Here is a 16,216-nt window from a genome sequence, read left to right as displayed (position 1 = left end):
CCGTTCGCCAGCAACGCATCGTCGAAGCGCTGCGTCCCTTCTTTGGCGCCGATGCCGACGCACTGTACGAGGCCAATGGCCGGTCGCTGATGAAGCTGACCTGGTTTGCACGCCAGTCATCCTTGCCGAACTTTCATCGCCTTGTGACGGGCCTCGCACTTGCGCAGGAACTTCTCGTCGAGGAACTGACGAGCCGTTCGGTATTTGAGTCGCCGACGGCTGTCTCCGACTTCCTGAAGCTTCATTTCGCCGGGCAGCCCCACGAAAGTTTCGCCGTCATGTACCTCGATGCGAGGAACGCGCTCATTGCGTTCGAGGAACTGTTCCGCGGCACCCTGACGCAGACGAGTGTCTATCCGCGGGAGGTGCTCAAGCGGGCTCTTCACCACAACGCCGCCGCTATAGTCATAAGCCATAACCATCCAACGGGTCACGTCCAACCGTCTCCTTCAGACAAACTGATGACCCAAACCCTGACCGACGCGCTTGCCATGATGGACGTGCGGGTGCTGGACCATGTCATCGTCGCGGGCAGCAAGTCGCTGTCGTTCGCGCAATGCGGCCTCCTGTGACCCGCGGGGGCTTCGGCCCCTTTTTCCGTTGCGAAGTGGCGCGCTTCGTTCGATCCGCGCGCGTGTCCGCCTCGCGTGGGAGGGTGGATGCCCTGGAGGAGGCTTGGGCGGGGGAGGGGAGGGGAGAGCACAGGAGGCGTGCTTGCTGTTCCCTTCAGCGTGCCACACCGTGCTCGCCGTCAAGGCCTGCGCACCTGCGGTGCTGGCGGCCTGCGGCCGTCTTCGAGCCTTGACCGCTTGCGCTGCGGCGTGCCGTCCACGGTCACGGGCAATCCCGCCCGCTACCGTTCAAGGAGAACGCCATGACCTCCCACTTTCCCTTCATCACCGACGAGCAGTTCGAGATGCTGCTGGCCAACGGCCGGATGGCACTGGCATGCCAGGCAAAGGACGAAGACTTCGATCCCTTGCCAGTGGTCAAGCTCTTCACGCCCGATGCAGGGGCGACCTGGCTGCTCACTGAGATCGACCCCCATGCGCAGGTGGCCTTCGGCCTCTGCGACCTCGGCGTGGGTTTCCCGGAACTGGGCAAGGTCAGCCTGGCAGGGCTTGGCGTCGTGCGCGGGATGATGAACCTGCCGATCGAACAGGACCTGCACTTCCGGGCCACGCAGACGCTGAGCGCCTATGCGAAGGAAGCCCGGATGGCCGGGCGTATCCAGGCGTGAGGGCGCCGCCGCCGGCTCTGCCGGCGGCATTCTTTTTTCGCCCTGCTCCTACGAGGCGCGCTGTGCACGCCGTCTTCGATCAGACCGCTGCGCGTACCCGCGCGCGCGGCAGCCGGTCGCTTCGACTGATTGCTTGTGTGCCTCTGCATTGCAGAGGAATGACGTTGGAGCGGCCTGCGGCCGCAGCGCCGGCGGGGTGGTGTGCCTCACGGCCATCAGCGGCGTGTGGCGCGCCACATCTGCCTTCAGAGCCGCCTCTTCTCGACGCATGGCTCGCACGGGCCGCTGTCCAGGGCTTCGGGCTGCGCCACCGTCCTCACCCGGTCCTCGGCTTTCGCCTCAGCTGCGGCTTGCGGGCGGTCCCTGGACAGCGGCCCTTTTCGCTCGCTCTTCATGCGTCGAGGCGGCCTGCAGCGTCGCCCGCTGTGCTCGCCGTCACGGGTCAAGGTCGGCGCGCGCCAGCTTGGCGCACCAGAACGACGGTGTATCAGCGCAGCGTCCTGGGGCCGCGCGGCCGCGGCCCATGCTGTGCCTGGGGCACCGGATGCCGGTCCGGCTCGCCTTCGGCCTCGCACCGGCATGAGAAGGGGAGGGTGGGCTTGCCTGTGCCCCGTCACGCTATCACGCGGTTCTCGCGTTCAAGGCCCTGCGCACGCTGTCGCGTGCCCGGCGCCTCCGGCGCGCCTGCGGCGGCCTTGAGCGCTGCGCTGCCGCGTGAGCCAAGGGTGACGCAGGCAATCCCGCCTGTGCCATTCCAGGAGCTCCCCATGACCTCATCTCCCATCGCCTTCGCCGCCCGGACATCCCTCACGCTGGAACAACTCGAGCACAGCGCCCCAGCCGTCTTCGCCGACCGGGCCGCCGACCACACCGGACCCAGGTACGTCTTCATCAGCACGCGCGACATCGTCACCGCCCTGATGGACGCCGGCTTCGAGCCGACGCTGGCCGTGCAGACCCGCGCGCGCAACGGCCACACCTCCTCCTTCGCTCGCCACCTGCTGCGCTTCCAGCCGGTCGTGCAGTCGCTGTCGCTGGACGACGTCCTCGGCGAGATCGTCCTGATCAACTCGCACGACGGACGCAGCGCCTACCAGCTGCGCGCAGGCCTGTTCCGCCCCGTCTGCACGAACGGCATGCTCACCGCCATCGGCGACTTCGGCCTCATCCACGTGAGCCACCGCGGCAACGTCGTGGCCAACGTTCTCGAGGCCGCCCAACGCATCACCCGCGAATTCAACCGCGTCGGCGACGCCGTCCAGGCCATGCGCGGCACGACACTCACCCAGGCCGAGCAGCTGGACTTCGCCCGCGACGCCCTCGCACTGCGCTATCCGGCCCCCGTGCAGCCGCCGGTCCAGCCCGTGCAACTGCTGGAGCGCCGCCGCATGGCGGACGTCGGCGACGACGTCTGGCGCACCTTCAATGCCCTGCAGGAACACGTGATGCGCGGCGGCCTGTGCGGGCGCAGCGCAACGGGCCGGATGATGCACACCCGCGGGGTGCGGGCCATCCGCGAAAACGTGCGCTTGAACACGGGCCTGTGGGCCCTCGCGCTCCAGCGCATCGGCCGCTGACGCGGCCGGGCCGGAGCCTCGCTCCGGCCCTTTACTCCGTCCGGGGCGCTGCATTGTGAACTGCCGCAACTCGATGCGCCTCGCGGCGTCCAAGTTGATCGGCTGCGCGTACGGCTCCCGCGCGGCACTCCACCAGCAAGGCCATGCTTGCGCTGGCCAACGTGGAGGGGTCACTGGCGTGCGTTTCTAAGCTTTCGCTATCTTCTCCTCAACCTCGGCGGCGCTGCCTTTCACATTCCACTTCTCGCCACCACCCAGCATGTGGACGACCGTGAAAGGACCCGTCTTGGTCGAGTCGGCAACTTCATGCAGCGCAGTAATGTGATCTGCGCGCAACCGGATCTGCCTCTCATTGCTCTTGGGGCCGATGAAGGCTGTGAATTTGACGAATGACATCGGTACTTCCTCACCTCTTTCTGTTCATTGCAACTCTACTTCCCGAGGGATGCCCCTGCTTCGGCCTTTCGCTGTATGCCGACCGCCGAAGTTCCACAGGAACGCAACTATTCAACATTCAGATCCCGTCTCCCGGAAACGCAGGCGAGCCCTTGCCTGAAGGTGGCCAGGATCACGTCGCAACGCGCTCCACCGTCTATGCGAAGGAGGCGCGCATGGCCGGGCGCAGCCAGGCGTGAGGGCCCCGCCGCCGGCTCTGCCGGCGGCATTGGACGTGTCCCCTCGTGGCGCGCTGCGCACGCTGTCTGCAATCAGGCCGCTGCGCGTACCCGCGGGCGCGGCGGCCGGTCGCTTCGAATGATTGCTGTGTTCCTCTGCATTGCAGAGGAATGACGTTGGAGCGGCCTGCGGCCGCAGCGCAGCCGGGCGGGGTGCCCGCATGGGTGGTCCGGGGTGCGCCGCGGACGCATCTGCTTTCAGAGCCACCTCTTGACCGACGCATAGCTCGCACGGGCCGCTGTCCAGGGCTTCGGGCTTCGCCACCGTCCTCACCCGGTCCTCGGCTTTCGCCTCAGCTGCGGCTTGCGGGCGGTCCCTGGACAGCGGCCCTTTTCGCTCGCTCTTCATGCGTCGAGGCGGCTCCGAAAGCAGATGTTCAACCCCCGCGGTCCACACCGCAGAAAGGCCCAGCCATGCGCACACTTCATTCCACCCGTCAGCGCCCTGCGGATCATCCGGACCCGACAGCCACGGGCGTTCCCCCCGTACCCCCCGAGGACTCACCCAAAGCAGGTGCTGTTGAACTGAGCCATGCAGCGCCGCGTAGCGGCGGCCGCATCGATGTCCGCCAATCCGTGACCGACCGGATCATCGCGATGCTCGAGAAAGGCGGGAACGTGTTCCGCGAGCGCTGGACCCGGGCCGCCTCGCGCGGCATGCCGCGCAACGGCAAGACCGGCGCCCCGTACCACGGCGCCAACGTGCTGCTGCTGTGGGACGCAGCGATCGAAGCGGGCTATTCCTCCAACGTCTGGCTGACCTACAAGCAGGCCGCCAGCCTCGGTGCGCAGGTGAGGAAGGGCGAGCGCGCCGTGTTATGCGCACACTTCGAGCGCAGGGCGGGCAAGGCATCGGCGGAGACAACGGACGCGTCGCAAGGCATTGCGGGCCGGGACGCCAACCAGGGCAATGAGGGCGATCAGCGCGATCAGGGCGACGAGGCCGGTGCAGGCGGCACTGCCGGGCGAAGCTTCCTGCTGTGCACGCCGTTCTGGGTCTTCAACGTCGCACAGATCGCCGGCCTGCCCGTGGAGTTCATTGACGAACACTGCTACCCGCCGGCGCCTGCGTATTCGCCGACAGAGATGGCCATGCGCATCGTGGCAGGCGCCAACGCGCAAATTCGCCATGGCTTCGAGCAGGCGATGTACGTGATGGCCCTCGACGAAATCCGCATGCCATGGCCTCGCCGCTTCACCAGTGCGCAGGCCCACTATGCAACCATCCTGCATGAGCTCGTGCACTGGAGCGGGCATCCCGAGCGCCTGCATCGGGCCTTCGGCCAGCGCTTTGGCGACGCCGCCTACGCGTTTGAGGAACTGGTCGCCGAGCTCGGCAGCGCCTTCCTGCTGGGCCACTGCGGCCTGGTCGACGCCACGATCGAAGGGCACGCGGCCTATCTCGATTCGTGGCTGCAGGTGCTGCGCAACGATCGCACCGCAATCTTTACCGCCGCCCGGCTGGCGGGCGAAGCGTATGAGTTCCTCTTGTCGCTGGCATTGCCCGAGATGGAGGACGCATCGGCGTCTCAGGAGGACACTTGAGGTCCAGGGCCGTTGGCCTCGCGTCGCTGCGAAGCACATCCCCCACTGTGGGCGGGCGCCTCCGGCCCGCAGATGCACCTTCGCCTGCGATCATCATTGGCGCTTCGCCAAAGGCTGCGGCGCGTCGAATCGGGCGGCGATTCGCGCCATGTCGCCGCGTTCGATGCGCTGGGCGATGTTCTCGCGGGCGCTGTCCAGAAAGCGTGCCGCTTCGCGCTCGTCGTGCTTCTCGGCCTCGATCACCGCCTCGCCCATCATCGCGGCTGCGCGCGCGTGGTGCGGAAAGGCCGCCTCGAACGCAAACCGATCCATCTTGCGAAACGCAGCGCCCTCATGAGCCCATTGCAGCAAACGACCGCGGGCCTCGCTCGCTTCGCACTGTCGCACCGCGTCGCCTCGCCACGCAAGCACCTGGCTGGCCACCTCGCGCGGCACCGCGGGATCGTGCGCGAGCGCATGAGACAGCGTTTCCCAGCACATCGCCCCTTGCACAGCGTCTTTGTCGGACAAGGCGCGTGACTGCTCCTTGTCCAGGATGGCGACGGCCCTGGGGGTCCGAAGCCAATCATCCCCGGCCATCCGGTTCTCGAAGAGTTGGCGGGCGTCGCGCGCGATGACTCGCAAGCCGTCCACATGGCCCTTCTTCTCGAACTCTTCCAGCATCGCGCGCAGATCGGCGAGGGCCTTGTCGTGCTGGGCCGAGGTGACGAATTCCGCCTCCAATCCATGTTGGCGCCAAAGGGCGTCGCGTGCCGCGAGCATCAAGAGACGGCTCGTTTGCGGACGGACGCACACGCCAACGACCTGGACAACATAGCCATCCTGCCGCAGCCGGGTCACCAGGCGATGCGTTCGCGGTGGATCATCCATCTCGTCCTCAAGAATCAGGTGAAGCCGCCGCTCACGCGCGGCATCGACCGTCCGGCCCAGCCAGCGCCGCACGTTGGCTGCGCCGAGACCGGCGCCATACGCGCGAATCCACTCCTTCGAGACCGTGACCGCGGGTCCTGTTGTGCGTCGCATCTCGCGACCCAGCAACGCCGCTGCGACCGATACGCCCGCGCCAGGCTGGCCCAGCACCACCATGGCGGCGGGCTGCGGGGAGGATGCTGCGAACGCCACAACGTCGGGGATGCAACACCGCGCGACGAAACTCTCTTGTCCGGCAACCGAACGACGCGCTCTTGACCCCTGCGCGAAGCCGGTGGCGCAAAGCGATTCGCTCGCCACCGCTCGCGTATCGGCGTTTCGCGCCAGGATGCCCCCGGTGACGCGCATGTCCAGGACGTCAAAGTCGGCCAAAAGGCGCAGCGCCTCCTCGCGCACCAGGGCGAATTGCTTCTCTTCTTGTTCCGCTCCCGTGCTGCGCGCCTGGTCCCATCGCGTGCTCGCTCTTGCACTTGCATTTGCAAGGGACTGGCGAAGCAGGGCGATGGCAAGCTCTGCATCGAGCGTGTTCCTGAACGGGCCCCAGTACCGCGGCTCGAAGGCGTGGAGGTGCTTGTGCTCCTGCGGGTCCGGTTTGTCATCGGCAAGATCGATCGGGAAGTCGTCGTCTCGCACCGCCCTGGTGACCATCATGCGCATGACATCGGGCAGCTCCATGCCTCGTGCCCGGGCCATCTGCTGGGCACGCCTGGCGATCTCTCGATCAATGCGAAAGCGGATGATCGGACGGTGTTCCATGTCGACCTGTTTATAGCGCCGGACGGCGCCTGGATCGACTTTCCCACGTAGCAGGGCGCCCCACCGGCTTCGCCGCTGTCGGGCTGCTCCAGGTTCGCGCCTTCGCGCTCATCCCCTTCGGGGACTGGCTGCGCCAGCCTTGCGCATCCCTGGCGCGCGGGACTTCGTCCCTTGAACCTCCCCTGGCCAGACCTGCCTGCGGCAGGTGGAGGCGCTCGCCGCGCGGCGGTCGGGGTGCGCGTCGGCCTCGTGCGGTGCTGCCGTTCTCCTGTGTCTTTCGCCTTGTCCGGTGACTCTGCGCCCGCGGCGCCCGGGGACCGGCTTCGCCTGCAAGGGGGTATTCATAAAGCTGCGCTTTACAAACCTTCCCCCCTTGCTCCCCGGTCCCCGCCGTCGCTGCCCGTCCACCGGGCGAAAGACTCAGGAGAACGGCGGCCAGCTGCGGGCAGGAGGCCGATGCGAACCCCAACCCTTCATTGAAGGGCTCGAGATCTAGAAGCCCGGCATCTCCTTCAATTTCAACTGCAAAGGAATCCGAAATGACTGCTGTTGCCAATGCCACTGCTGCTGCCCAGGTCGCTGCCACAGGCACGACGCCGCGCAAGCTCAACGGAGCCAGGGCCCCGAAGATGCCCAAGGCTGCGAAGCTCAACAACGCCACGAAGCCGACAGGGAAGAAGGCTCCCAAGGCTCCTGCAAGCACCAGCGCCGACGTTGCAGTGACCGAGCCCGCCGCCCGCGACATGCTGGTGCCGCTGGACCAACTCGTGCTCAGCCATGCCAACGTGCGGCGGGTGTTCAACGAGGACGGCATCGCCGAACTCGCCGCGCTCATCGAGTCGCAGGGATTGCTGCAGCGCCTCGCGGTGATTGGGCAGGCAGACGGGTGTTTCGCCGTGGTGGCCGGTGGGCGGCGCCTGCGTGCCATGCGCAAGCTCGTGGCCGATGGCAAGTGGAGCGCATCACAACCCGTGGAATGCAAGCTCTACGAGGATGCCCGCGCCGCCGAGGTGTCGCTCGCCGAAAACTCCGGCCGCGAGGCCATGCATCCCGCCGACGAGATGGAGGCCTTCCGCAAGTTCGTGGACGACGGTCTCAGCGTAGCGCAGGTCGCGGGCCGCTTCGGCGTGAGCGTGCTGACGGTCGATCGCCGCCTGAAACTCGCCCGGTTGGCCCCTCGCTTCCTCGCGATGTACCGCGCCGACGAGATCGAGCCGGATCAGTTGCAGGCATTGGCGCTGACCGAGGACCACGCGGCGCAGGAGGCTGTCTGGGATGGCCTTCCGGGCTATGACCGCGATGCATGGACGATCCGGCGCATGCTCACCGAACAGTCCTGCGGGGGTGACAGCCGTCTCGCACGTTTCGTAGGTATCGACGTCTATGAGGCGCGTGGCGGGGCGGTGCGCCGCGATCTCTTTGCCGATGGGGACGATCCGTCGAGTGTCTACCTGGATGATCCGGTCCTCTTGCAGACCCTCGCGATGGAGAAGATGCGCAGTCTGGCCGAGGAAGTTCGCGCCGAAGGGTGGGGATGGGTGGACTGCCTCACCGAAGGCGACAACCTCGCGCTGCGCAGCTACGGCCGTGAGGCACAGGCCGAGCGCGAGCCGACACCTGAGGAGGCACAAGCCATCGACATCATGCAAGCAGAAGGTGCCCGTCTGGCCGAGGCCTATGACATGAACGAGGAGCAAGGCGATCGCGACTGCGATGCGTACGAGGCCCAGGAACAGCGCCTGTCCGCTGCCCTGGATGAACTGGACGACAAGCTCGACACCGTCCGCGCGGCTTTGTGGGTGTGGACGCCCGAACAGATGGCGCGCACGGGCGCATTGCTGCGGCTCGATCATGCCGGTCAGGTGACCGTCCATCGTGGATTGATCCGGCCAGAGGACAGGAAGGCGGGGAAGGGCGCAGGGACCAGTGCAGGCGGTGGTGCGGGCAAGGTCACTGGCGGTTCTTCCGCGAGCGGCGTTGCTGGAGTGGATGGCGAAGACGGCGATGGCGAGGGAGCGCAGGACACGAAGAAGCGACCCGAGTTCAGCGAGAAGCTCATGCGCGACCTGACCGCGCATCGCACGGCCGCCCTTCAGGCCGCATTGACGCAGAACCCGCATGTTGCGCTTGTCACGCTCGTTCACCGGATGGCCGAGACCGTCTTCGGCCAGTACAGCCGTGGCAACGATGTGGTGAAGGTGCATGTGCACCCGACCAGCGACTACAGCCTCGCGCAGAACGCCACCGGCTACGAGAGCTCTCCTGCGGGCGCCCTTCTCGGGCAGGCTGAGACGCAGTGGGGCGACCCGCTGCCGGGCAATCCGGAGGCGATGTTCAGCTGGCTGCTTGCCCAGGACCGCGAGACGCTGCTTGATCTGCTGGCCTACTGCACCGCGCGCAGCATCGACGCGGTGGCTGGGCGAGAACGCTCGCGCGACCAGAGCGATGCGATCGCCGAGGCCCTCGGCGTCGACATGGCCGATTGGTGGACACCGAGTGCCGCGAACTACCTCGCCAGCGTGAGCAAGGCCAAGGCGCTGGAAGCCGTACAGGAAGCGACCGGTATCGATTCCACAAAGGCCGTGGGCGGCATGAAGAAGCCGGAAGCCATCGCGTACTGCGCGAGCAAACTCCAAGGCTTGCGTTGGTTGCCCGCGCCGCTGCGACCCCACGCGACCGCGACGCCGGGCGCCGAGGCCGACGAGGCCGGCCCCGAGGACGAGGACGACAACGAAGACCACAACGAGGACGAAGGGCCGGGCGCTGGGCAGGAGGGCATGGACGGGCCTGCGCGGCAAGGCAGCGAGGACTGATCGCTGGCGGGCTTGAGGGCCGGGGAGGGAAGTGCAGCGATCGCCGCCTTCCCTCCCGCATCGGCCTCAGCCCTTGCACGCCCCCGTCTTCCTTCTCTTCCTTCCCTCCTTCCTTTCCACGGAGATCACCATGACCCTCCTGCTGACCCCCGGTCAGCGCGCCGCGCTGCGCGCCGCCCTGACGAACCGCCTTCTCGTCGTGTGCTTCGGTGCCGGCGTCGACTCCACGGCCATGCTCGTCGCCCTGCGCCTCGCCGGCATGCGGCCCGACGCCATCACCTTCGCCGATACCGGCGGGGAAAAGCCGCCGACCCTGGCGCACCTCACGCGCATCGAGCGCGTGCTGTGCGCGTGGGGCTGGCCAAGCGTCGAACTGTGCCGCAAGCGCACGCAGCCCGGCACGCCCTACGACGACCTGCAAGGCAACTGCCTGGCCAACGAAACCCTGCCGTCGCTCGCGTTCGGCTTGAAGTCCTGCTCCATCAAGTGGCGCCTTCACCTGCAGGGCGGCAGTCCGTCCCCGCGCCGGGCCAAGGGCAGCCTCCTTGCGGCCCATCGCCCCGTGCTTCGCTTCGCGCGCGACGGACGCGACGGATCGACGCGCCGGGCGGTCACCGCACGACATCGCCAACCTGACCCAGCGCGGCCAGCGTGACCCCCTGGCGGTGGATTTGGCGCGCGTGCCACGGCCTTCGTCCGCCTCGCGTCCTGACGGCCGCCTCGGGCGGGCTTCTCGCCGTCTCGCTTCGCATCGTGCTGGCTTGGTGCGGGTTGGTTGGGTAGGGGTGGGCTGGCTTGCTGTGACCTTCATCGTGCCACGCGGTTCTCGCCGTCAAGTCCTGCGCACGCGCAGCGTGCTTGCGGCCTGCGGCCGTCTTCGAGCCTTGACCGCTGCGCTGCCGCGTGACCCGACACGGTCCCGGGCAATCCCGCCCTCAACCGTCCAGGAGCTTCACATGGCTACCACTTCCATCGCTTTCCTGAGTTCGTCCGAGTTCTCCTTCCTGACCGACGAGCAGTTCGACCTGCTGCGGGCCAATGGCCTGATGGCGCGGCTGCACGAGGAGCGCGGCGAACTCTACGATCCTCCTCCGATCGTGAAGCTCTACGTGCCCGGCATGCGCGCGACGTGGCTGCTTTCTTCTATCGATCCACGCACACCGGGGATTGCCTTCGGCCTCGCGGACCTGGGCTTCCCGGAGATGGGCTTCATCAACCTCGACGAACTGGAAGAACTGCGCGTTGGCGGTGAACAGTCCGTGCGACAGGATCGTGGCTTCCATTCAGCAAAGTCCCTGAGCGAGTACGCGCGCGATGCGCGACGTGCCGGGCACATCGTGACCTGAGCCCGCACCGGGCATCGAGAGGTCGCCGCCGACCGGCGGCCTCTGCTCATTCCTTTGCCCCGCAGCGATTCGCCTGCAGATCCCGCTCGGGCGTGGGCACTCCCCATCATTGATCAGCGCCGGTGCATGCGCCGGCGTGCACCGCCAGGCCTGCCGTCCTGGCGCGTGTCCTCTCCGGTGCGTGTCGCCTTCCGTTCGCGTTTTTTCGTGCGCGTCGCTTCCGTCGGACCACTCGCGGGGTGCCCCGCGTATCTGGCGGTCCTGCGCGCGTACGAGCCATGCCTGAGGAAAGGTTCGCCAGCGTCGGCGCACAGGTGCGCGCAGCCATGGTGGTGATCCGGGCCTGAATCGATCCTGCGCCGCCGTCAGCAGCGGCAGCACAGCCGCTGCGCACCCGCAGGCCACTGTCGGCGTCCTGTCCCTCGGCGCCTCGGCGCATCTGGCACGTGCAATGATTTCCATTGCCACTTTCGTAGGGACAGGCGGCGTCGACGAAAGTGGCGATGGACGCCATCGTTCCCACAGCCAAGGCAACGCCATTGCGACGCACCGCAAACGGAGTATCGGCGTGTGAGGCACTGTCCTCTGGGCGTCTCCCCGGCTGCGCCGGGGCCGGGCTCCTGCAGGTTCGCGCATCCGCGCTCATCCCCTGCGGGGACGGCCTGCGGCCGCCTTCCGGATCCCTGACGCAGGCCTTCGGCCTTGGACACCCATCGACCAGGCCTGCCTGCGGAAGGTGAGGGCGCTCGCCGCGCGGCGGTTCTCGAATAGCGACCGTGCGTGCTGGTCCGGGGTGCCGTCGGCCTGAGTCCTTCACCTTGTCGGCGACGGTGCGCCCGCGGTGCCGGCGGACCGGCTGCACGGCCCACAGCATCAATGCCGTATCCGTCGACGAGCGCACCCATGGCCAGAGCGACGCCATTGCGCAGGACCTTGGCCTCGACATGGCGTGGGAGGATCGCGCTGGCTGCCCAACGCCCTGCGCCCGCAGACGGCGCGAGCCGGCACGGTCAGGAATTGCCGATCACGACTTGCCGAGCAGTTCGTGCACCTTGGTTCGCGTCGCGGCATCCAGCGCGGGCCATGCCGACATCAGCGCGCGCCCGACGCGGGCCTGCTCCAGCACATCCCGCATGCCAATCCAGACAACGCCCGTTACCAGCGCCGCCGTCACCGCAGCGCTGATCGCGCAGGCGCTCCAAAGGCTCGCGGGCCTGCGTCCCGCCACGCCCCTGGCCGCCTTGTTCGCCTGCGGTGGCAGGGCGCCGCCCTGCATCGCCGTCTCGATCCGCGCTGCCGACGCGCTCAGCTTGCGGCCCGCTTCCAGCATGGCCGGCTGGGCATCGAGCGACTGCTGCACCAAGCGGCCCAGCGCCTCCAGGTCGCTGTCAAGTTCCTCGCGCACCTTCGTCAGCGTCTGCGCCGCTTCCTCGGCGCGCTGGACCAGCGGATCGACATCTTCCAGCAGGATGCGTAGCGCCGCGTGCTGGGCGCTCACCGCATTCATGCACGCTTCCTGGCCGCAATCGCTTCGGATGCCCTCGCGCTGTCGCGCGCGTCCGGGCACGCTGCGCGCTGCGGCAACAGCAGCGCATGCACGCGCGCGAGGTTCTGCTGGGCGGTCACCGCCAAGTCGTGCGCCATCTGGCCGGCCATGGCGCGCTCCAGCGCTTCCATGTCGCCGGCGCACTTGGCCTCCAAGCGCGCTGCCTTCCAGTCGGTCGTGTCTTCCGCCAGCTCGCGCACCGTGCGGCCGCATTCCTCGGCCATCTCGTAGGCTTCGTTCCGATCGACCACCGCATAGGGCTCAAAAACGGCCTTGCCCCGGCCATCCGTCCTGCCGTAGCCGACCACCTGCGCGAAGACGACCTCCATCGGCTCCGACGCATCGGTGGCGTACTGGTTGAAGACGACCCGCACCTTGTGCTCGTCCAAGCCGAGCGAATGCAGCCAGTCGACGGTTGCGATGGTGTCGCGCTGCTGCTTGTCGGCCGGCACGGTGGGCACCAGCACCAGGTCGAACTCCCCGACCGCGCTCCTGAAACGCTTCATCTCGCTCATGAAGGCGGCCACGTTCGAGGCGCCCACATCCACGATGACCTCCTCGCCCATCATGATCTCGCGAAAGATCTCCTTGAAGCAGCTCGCGCTCAGTTCCTCCACGTCCAAGCCCTGGACCTGTGAGGCCGCACTGGAATTGATGGATTCCACGCTCACGATGCGCGCGGCTGTCGTGCAGGCCGCCAGCAGGTGAACCGCCAGGGTGCTCTTGCCGACATTGCCGGAGAGGTTCAGGACGCAGATCTTCATGATGAATCCTTGGTGGGTGTGTCGGGCAGGGGCTGACGGGTTCGCTGGCGAAGTTGTTCGCGCGCTATGCGGCCGTAGTCCTTCGCGGCGGCGGTGCGGCGGGCGCGCTGCAGCGCCTCGAGGACTTCGGTCGTGGAAGACGTAGGCGCTGTTACGAAGGTTTGCGCGTTCGAAACGTCGCCCTCTCGCGCAGCCGAGTTTTCCGGATGCATCGCTTCTTTTCGATCCGCACTGCCCGTCATCGGGCGGACGACAGGCCGCTCGGCTGCGGCGTCGACGGGGTTCGGCTGGGCAGTCGGCACCGCTTTCCGTGCGCGCGCCCGGCCCAGAGAGATCCGGTAGTTGGTCCACGTGGTGGCCAACCCTCCGGCGTGAATTGCCTCGTGGATCGAGCGGTGCGAATGCCCGAGTCGCACCGCCTCCTGAATCAAGTCCGTCAGGCGCGAGATGACGGCCGCATCGCTGCGCAGACTTTCTGCGACCAGATCGGCCGTGCGACTGCGCAGCAGCTCAAGGGTACCCATGGCGGCAAAGGAAGTATGGTCAAAGTAGCAAACGACGCGTACATTCTGGCTCATGAGAGTTGAAGATGTCTTGAAAAAGTGTCTCAATGAGCTACAAGGTGACTACATCTCAACTATTGTGTTGCCTTGCAAGATCATCGTTCGAGCGCCGCCAAGCTACAAGTTTCCTACAGCTTGGCTACAAAGTGCCTTCGGCCTGCCGTCACGCGCTCGGTCGACCCTGCGGGTCAACCGAGCAGTCGCTGCCCTTCCACATGTCATTTGGGGGTTGATCAAGGGCGTCTCGACCCGCCTAAGGGGGCATACACCATACGCACTTACAAAGTGCCGGCAAACCCGCATGGATGCTGGATTCCGCTGTGTTACAGGGGGATCGGCGAGTGTTACTTCGAGATGGCCCTTCAGAGGGGCCGTGGGCCTGGAGGCGTAACACATGGGCCGATATGTACCGATCCGGTTCAACGACGAGGAGGCCGCGTGCTTGGAGCGCTCGTTTGCCGCTTCGGACGACACAGCCTTGGGGACGCACATCAAGCGCGTCTACTTTGACGCGGTGCGCCTGCAGGTGGACGTGCTGCAGGACATCCGCCGCGACATGGACCGCATCGGTGCGGGTGTCGAGCGTCTGCGCGAACTGCACTCCGAGCGTGGCGCCGGGATGGATGTATCGCAAACCACCGACATGATGCTCGGCATTCTGTGTGGGCTGTACGTCATGGTGCGTAAGTCGGTGGGCGACAGCATTCGAGCGCAAGCCGACCAAGTGCTGGAAATCGCCTCTATCGAGCGGTATCTCAAGGACCGGTGAGTTGAGGGCGGCCATGCACGTCAATCACCGCACCCCCGACAACACGCTGCGCTCGTGGCTGGCCCTTGGCGTGATGGTCGCCATCGCGGTGGGCTGGATCGCCAACGTGGCCCTGTACTACCGGCTGCCGTCGTCGCTATTTGCCAAGGGCCTGTGGTACGCCGCAAAGCAGACCCCGTTCCTGCCGCTGCTCTGGATCGGTCCCGCGTTGGGCCTCGTGCTGGGCATCGCCATCTTCATCGTATGCATCAAGCGCTACGCCAATCATTTCGGTGGTTCGGTGTTTGTAAGCCGCCTGCGCGGACCCCGCATGGTGAGCCAAGGGCTGTTGGCCAGCTCAACCCGCAAACGCGGTGGCAAGGCGCAGCTTCGCTTCGCCGGCATTCCGATTCCCCGTGAGGTCGAGAACACCCAGTTCTTCGTGGGCGGCTCCACGGGGACGGGCAAAAGCGTCTGCATCAGCGACTACGTGGCAAGCGCCGTTCAACGCCACGACCGGATCATTTGCGTCGATCCAGACGGGGCGTCGATGCGCTATTTCTGCCAGCCGGGCGACGTCATTCTGAATCCGTTCGATCGCCGCAGCCAAGGATGGAGCATCTTCAACGAGATCCGCACCAGCTTTGACTGCGAGCAGTACGCAATCAGCCTGATCCCGCGCAGCCCGTCCACTGAGCAGGAGACTTGGAACAGCATGGGGCGCACCATCGTGAGTGAGACCCTCACCGTCCTGCTGCGCCAAGGCGCTGGGACCACCGAGCGCCTTGTGCACTGGCTTACCACCGCGAGCAACGACGACCTCAAGGCCCTCTTGGCCGGCACGCCCGCAGCGGGTTGCTTCCACGGTGCGCCGGAAACTCTGGCCAGCATCAGGACCGTTCTCACCCAATACATCACACCGCACAAGTACCTGCCATCGGGTGACTTCTCCTTCCGGGACTGGCTGGACAACGGTCGCGGAAGCCTCTGGATCACTTGGCGCGAGGACATGCTGCAGGCGTTGAAGCCGCTCATCTCCTGCTGGACCGACGTCACCTGCGCGAGTGTCCTGTCCATGGCCGAGGATGCCGACCGACGTATGCACTTGGTGTGCGACGAGCTCGATTCCCTGGAAAAGCTCAACTACCTTATCGACGCCGCAACGAAGGGTCGCAAGAAGGGGCTGCGCATCATGGCGGGCGTCCAGTCGTTGGCGCAGCTCAACCACATTTACGGTAAGGACGATGCGCTCACGTTGCGCAACTGCTTTCGAAGCTCGTTCCTGTGCGGCATCGGCGAATTGGACACCTACACGGCGGAGGAGTTCTCACGCGGACTCGGGGAGCACACGGTGTTGCGCCGAGCACCCAGCGTGTCGATGGGCACGGCCGGCGGCAAGGGCACGCTGTCGCATCGGCAGGACACGGAACGACTGGTTTCGCCGGCCGAATTCCACCTGCTGCGCAACCTCACCGGCTACGTGAAGCTCGCGGGTCACTATCCGATCGCGCGGGTGTCTCTGAAGTACAGGAAGCGTCCGATGGTGGTGGAACCCATGGTCATGGCCGAAGGCTTCAATGACCGGCCACAGCAGGCGAACCTGCTCTTTTCCGCAGGCGTCAGCGCTGCAATGGGTCATGCGGCCCAGACCTGCGCAAGTTCCGCGACGGCGCATGCAGACCAGGCATTGCCCACAGATCCTTGAAGGAAGACG

General features: G+C 66.5%; 14 protein-coding genes and 1 pseudogene. 9 read left to right on the top strand and 6 right to left on the bottom strand.

Features of this window, described 5'->3' with window-relative positions; translation table 11 throughout:
- Positions 1 to 140 precede the first annotated feature (140 nt).
- Together radC and QTI66_RS32180 are read left to right on the top strand one after the other, a co-directional pair.
- Positions 141 to 572, top strand: a pseudogene (gene radC / locus QTI66_RS32185) (RadC family protein); the annotation flags it as partial.
- Between the two features lie 302 nt (positions 573 to 874).
- A complete protein-coding gene (locus tag QTI66_RS32180; protein ID WP_286564443.1) occupies positions 875 to 1,240 on the top strand; it encodes a DUF2958 domain-containing protein in 366 nt (121 codons plus the stop codon).
- 613 nt (positions 1,241 to 1,853) lie between these two features.
- Here the strand turns inward: QTI66_RS32180 and QTI66_RS32175 are convergent.
- Positions 1,854 to 2,009, bottom strand: coding sequence for a hypothetical protein (locus QTI66_RS32175; protein WP_286564442.1), 156 nt, complete (start codon positions 2,007 to 2,009; stop codon positions 1,854 to 1,856).
- On the opposite strand from QTI66_RS32175, the gene QTI66_RS32170 reads away from it, so the two are divergent.
- Complete coding sequence (locus QTI66_RS32170; protein ID WP_286564441.1) at positions 2,008 to 2,817, top strand: DUF932 domain-containing protein; 810 nt, start codon at positions 2,008 to 2,010, stop codon at positions 2,815 to 2,817. The genes QTI66_RS32175 and QTI66_RS32170 overlap by 2 nt on opposite strands.
- A gap of 186 nt (positions 2,818 to 3,003) precedes the next feature.
- Here the strand turns inward: QTI66_RS32170 and QTI66_RS32165 are convergent, their stop codons facing one another.
- The gene (locus QTI66_RS32165; protein ID WP_286564440.1) at positions 3,004 to 3,213 is read right to left on the bottom strand and encodes a hypothetical protein; all 210 of its coding nucleotides are present in this window, start codon (positions 3,211 to 3,213) and stop codon (positions 3,004 to 3,006) included.
- A gap of 854 nt (positions 3,214 to 4,067) precedes the next feature.
- On the opposite strand from QTI66_RS32165, the gene QTI66_RS32160 reads away from it, so the two are divergent.
- Complete coding sequence (locus QTI66_RS32160; protein WP_444815077.1) at positions 4,068 to 5,036, top strand: ArdC family protein; 969 nt, start codon at positions 4,068 to 4,070, stop codon at positions 5,034 to 5,036.
- 93 nt (positions 5,037 to 5,129) lie between these two features.
- On the opposite strand, the gene QTI66_RS32155 is transcribed toward QTI66_RS32160, so the two are convergent.
- Positions 5,130 to 6,722 (bottom strand): zeta toxin family protein, encoded by a 1,593-nt coding sequence (locus QTI66_RS32155; RefSeq protein ID WP_286564439.1) that lies wholly within the window; start codon positions 6,720 to 6,722, stop codon positions 5,130 to 5,132.
- A 629-nt stretch (positions 6,723 to 7,351) separates the two neighbouring features.
- Here QTI66_RS32155 and QTI66_RS32150 point away from each other — a divergent pair.
- The 3 genes from QTI66_RS32150 (at position 7,352) to QTI66_RS32140 (ending at position 10,881) form a co-directional block, all read left to right on the top strand.
- On the top strand, positions 7,352 to 9,535 hold the full coding sequence (locus QTI66_RS32150) for a ParB/RepB/Spo0J family partition protein (RefSeq protein WP_286564438.1): 2,184 nt from the start codon (positions 7,352 to 7,354) through the stop codon (positions 9,533 to 9,535).
- Between the two features lie 130 nt (positions 9,536 to 9,665).
- Positions 9,666 to 10,190: an adenine nucleotide alpha hydrolase family protein gene (locus tag QTI66_RS32145; RefSeq protein WP_286564437.1), complete on the top strand. Its 525-nt coding sequence runs from the start codon at positions 9,666 to 9,668 to the stop codon at positions 10,188 to 10,190.
- Between the two features lie 301 nt (positions 10,191 to 10,491).
- Complete coding sequence (locus tag QTI66_RS32140; RefSeq protein ID WP_286564435.1) at positions 10,492 to 10,881, top strand: DUF2958 domain-containing protein; 390 nt, start codon at positions 10,492 to 10,494, stop codon at positions 10,879 to 10,881.
- Positions 10,882 to 11,905: 1,024 nt separating this feature from the next.
- On the opposite strand, the gene QTI66_RS32135 is transcribed toward QTI66_RS32140, so the two are convergent.
- From QTI66_RS32135 to QTI66_RS32125, 3 genes are read right to left on the bottom strand one after another with little or no spacing between them, the layout of a single operon-like run.
- Positions 11,906 to 12,388 carry a hypothetical protein gene (locus QTI66_RS32135; RefSeq protein WP_286564434.1) on the bottom strand — a complete coding sequence of 161 codons (483 nt, stop codon included), beginning with the start codon at positions 12,386 to 12,388 and terminating at the stop codon, positions 11,906 to 11,908.
- The gene (gene stbB / locus QTI66_RS32130) at positions 12,385 to 13,191 is read right to left on the bottom strand and encodes a StbB family protein (protein ID WP_286564433.1); all 807 of its coding nucleotides are present in this window, start codon (positions 13,189 to 13,191) and stop codon (positions 12,385 to 12,387) included. Before stbB ends, QTI66_RS32135 begins: the two co-directional genes overlap by 4 nt.
- Complete coding sequence (locus QTI66_RS32125) at positions 13,188 to 13,769, bottom strand: hypothetical protein (protein ID WP_286564432.1); 582 nt, start codon at positions 13,767 to 13,769, stop codon at positions 13,188 to 13,190. The genes stbB and QTI66_RS32125 overlap by 4 nt, the downstream gene beginning before the upstream one ends.
- A gap of 427 nt (positions 13,770 to 14,196) precedes the next feature.
- Between QTI66_RS32125 and QTI66_RS32120 the strand changes: the two genes are divergently transcribed.
- Together QTI66_RS32120 and QTI66_RS32115 are read left to right on the top strand one after the other, a co-directional pair.
- Positions 14,197 to 14,523 carry a hypothetical protein gene (locus QTI66_RS32120; RefSeq protein ID WP_286564431.1) on the top strand — a complete coding sequence of 109 codons (327 nt, stop codon included), beginning with the start codon at positions 14,197 to 14,199 and terminating at the stop codon, positions 14,521 to 14,523.
- Between the two features lie 88 nt (positions 14,524 to 14,611).
- On the top strand, positions 14,612 to 16,207 hold the full coding sequence (locus QTI66_RS32115; protein ID WP_286564430.1) for a type IV secretion system DNA-binding domain-containing protein: 1,596 nt from the start codon (positions 14,612 to 14,614) through the stop codon (positions 16,205 to 16,207).
- Positions 16,208 to 16,216: the final 9 nt, after the last annotated feature.

Origin of the sequence: Variovorax brevis (assembly GCF_030317105.1) — a bacterium.
In the GTDB taxonomy this organism is placed as follows: Bacteria; Pseudomonadota; Gammaproteobacteria; order Burkholderiales; family Burkholderiaceae_C; genus Variovorax; species Variovorax brevis.
This window is presented reverse-complemented; position numbering and strand designations above follow the sequence as displayed.

Bases quoted from the DNA above. Each gene is read 5' to 3' on its own strand.
- QTI66_RS32180 (WP_286564443.1), top strand. From the start codon at position 875: ATGACCTCCCACTTTCCCTTCATCACCGACGAGCAGTTCGAGATGCTG.
- QTI66_RS32170 (WP_286564441.1), top strand. From the start codon at position 2,008: ATGACCTCATCTCCCATCGCCTTCGCCGCCCGGACATCCCTCACGCTG.
- QTI66_RS32175 (WP_286564442.1), bottom strand. From the start codon at position 2,009: ATGGGGAGCTCCTGGAATGGCACAGGCGGGATTGCCTGCGTCACCCTT.
- QTI66_RS32165 (WP_286564440.1), bottom strand. From the start codon at position 3,213: ATGTCATTCGTCAAATTCACAGCCTTCATCGGCCCCAAGAGCAATGAG.
- QTI66_RS32155 (WP_286564439.1), bottom strand. From the start codon at position 6,722: ATGGAACACCGTCCGATCATCCGCTTTCGCATTGATCGAGAGATCGCC.
- QTI66_RS32150 (WP_286564438.1), top strand. From the start codon at position 7,352: ATGCCCAAGGCTGCGAAGCTCAACAACGCCACGAAGCCGACAGGGAAG.
- QTI66_RS32145 (WP_286564437.1), top strand. From the start codon at position 9,666: ATGACCCTCCTGCTGACCCCCGGTCAGCGCGCCGCGCTGCGCGCCGCC.
- QTI66_RS32140 (WP_286564435.1), top strand. From the start codon at position 10,492: ATGGCTACCACTTCCATCGCTTTCCTGAGTTCGTCCGAGTTCTCCTTC.
- QTI66_RS32135 (WP_286564434.1), bottom strand. From the start codon at position 12,388: ATGAATGCGGTGAGCGCCCAGCACGCGGCGCTACGCATCCTGCTGGAA.
- stbB (WP_286564433.1), bottom strand. From the start codon at position 13,191: ATGAAGATCTGCGTCCTGAACCTCTCCGGCAATGTCGGCAAGAGCACC.
- QTI66_RS32125 (WP_286564432.1), bottom strand. From the start codon at position 13,769: ATGAGCCAGAATGTACGCGTCGTTTGCTACTTTGACCATACTTCCTTT.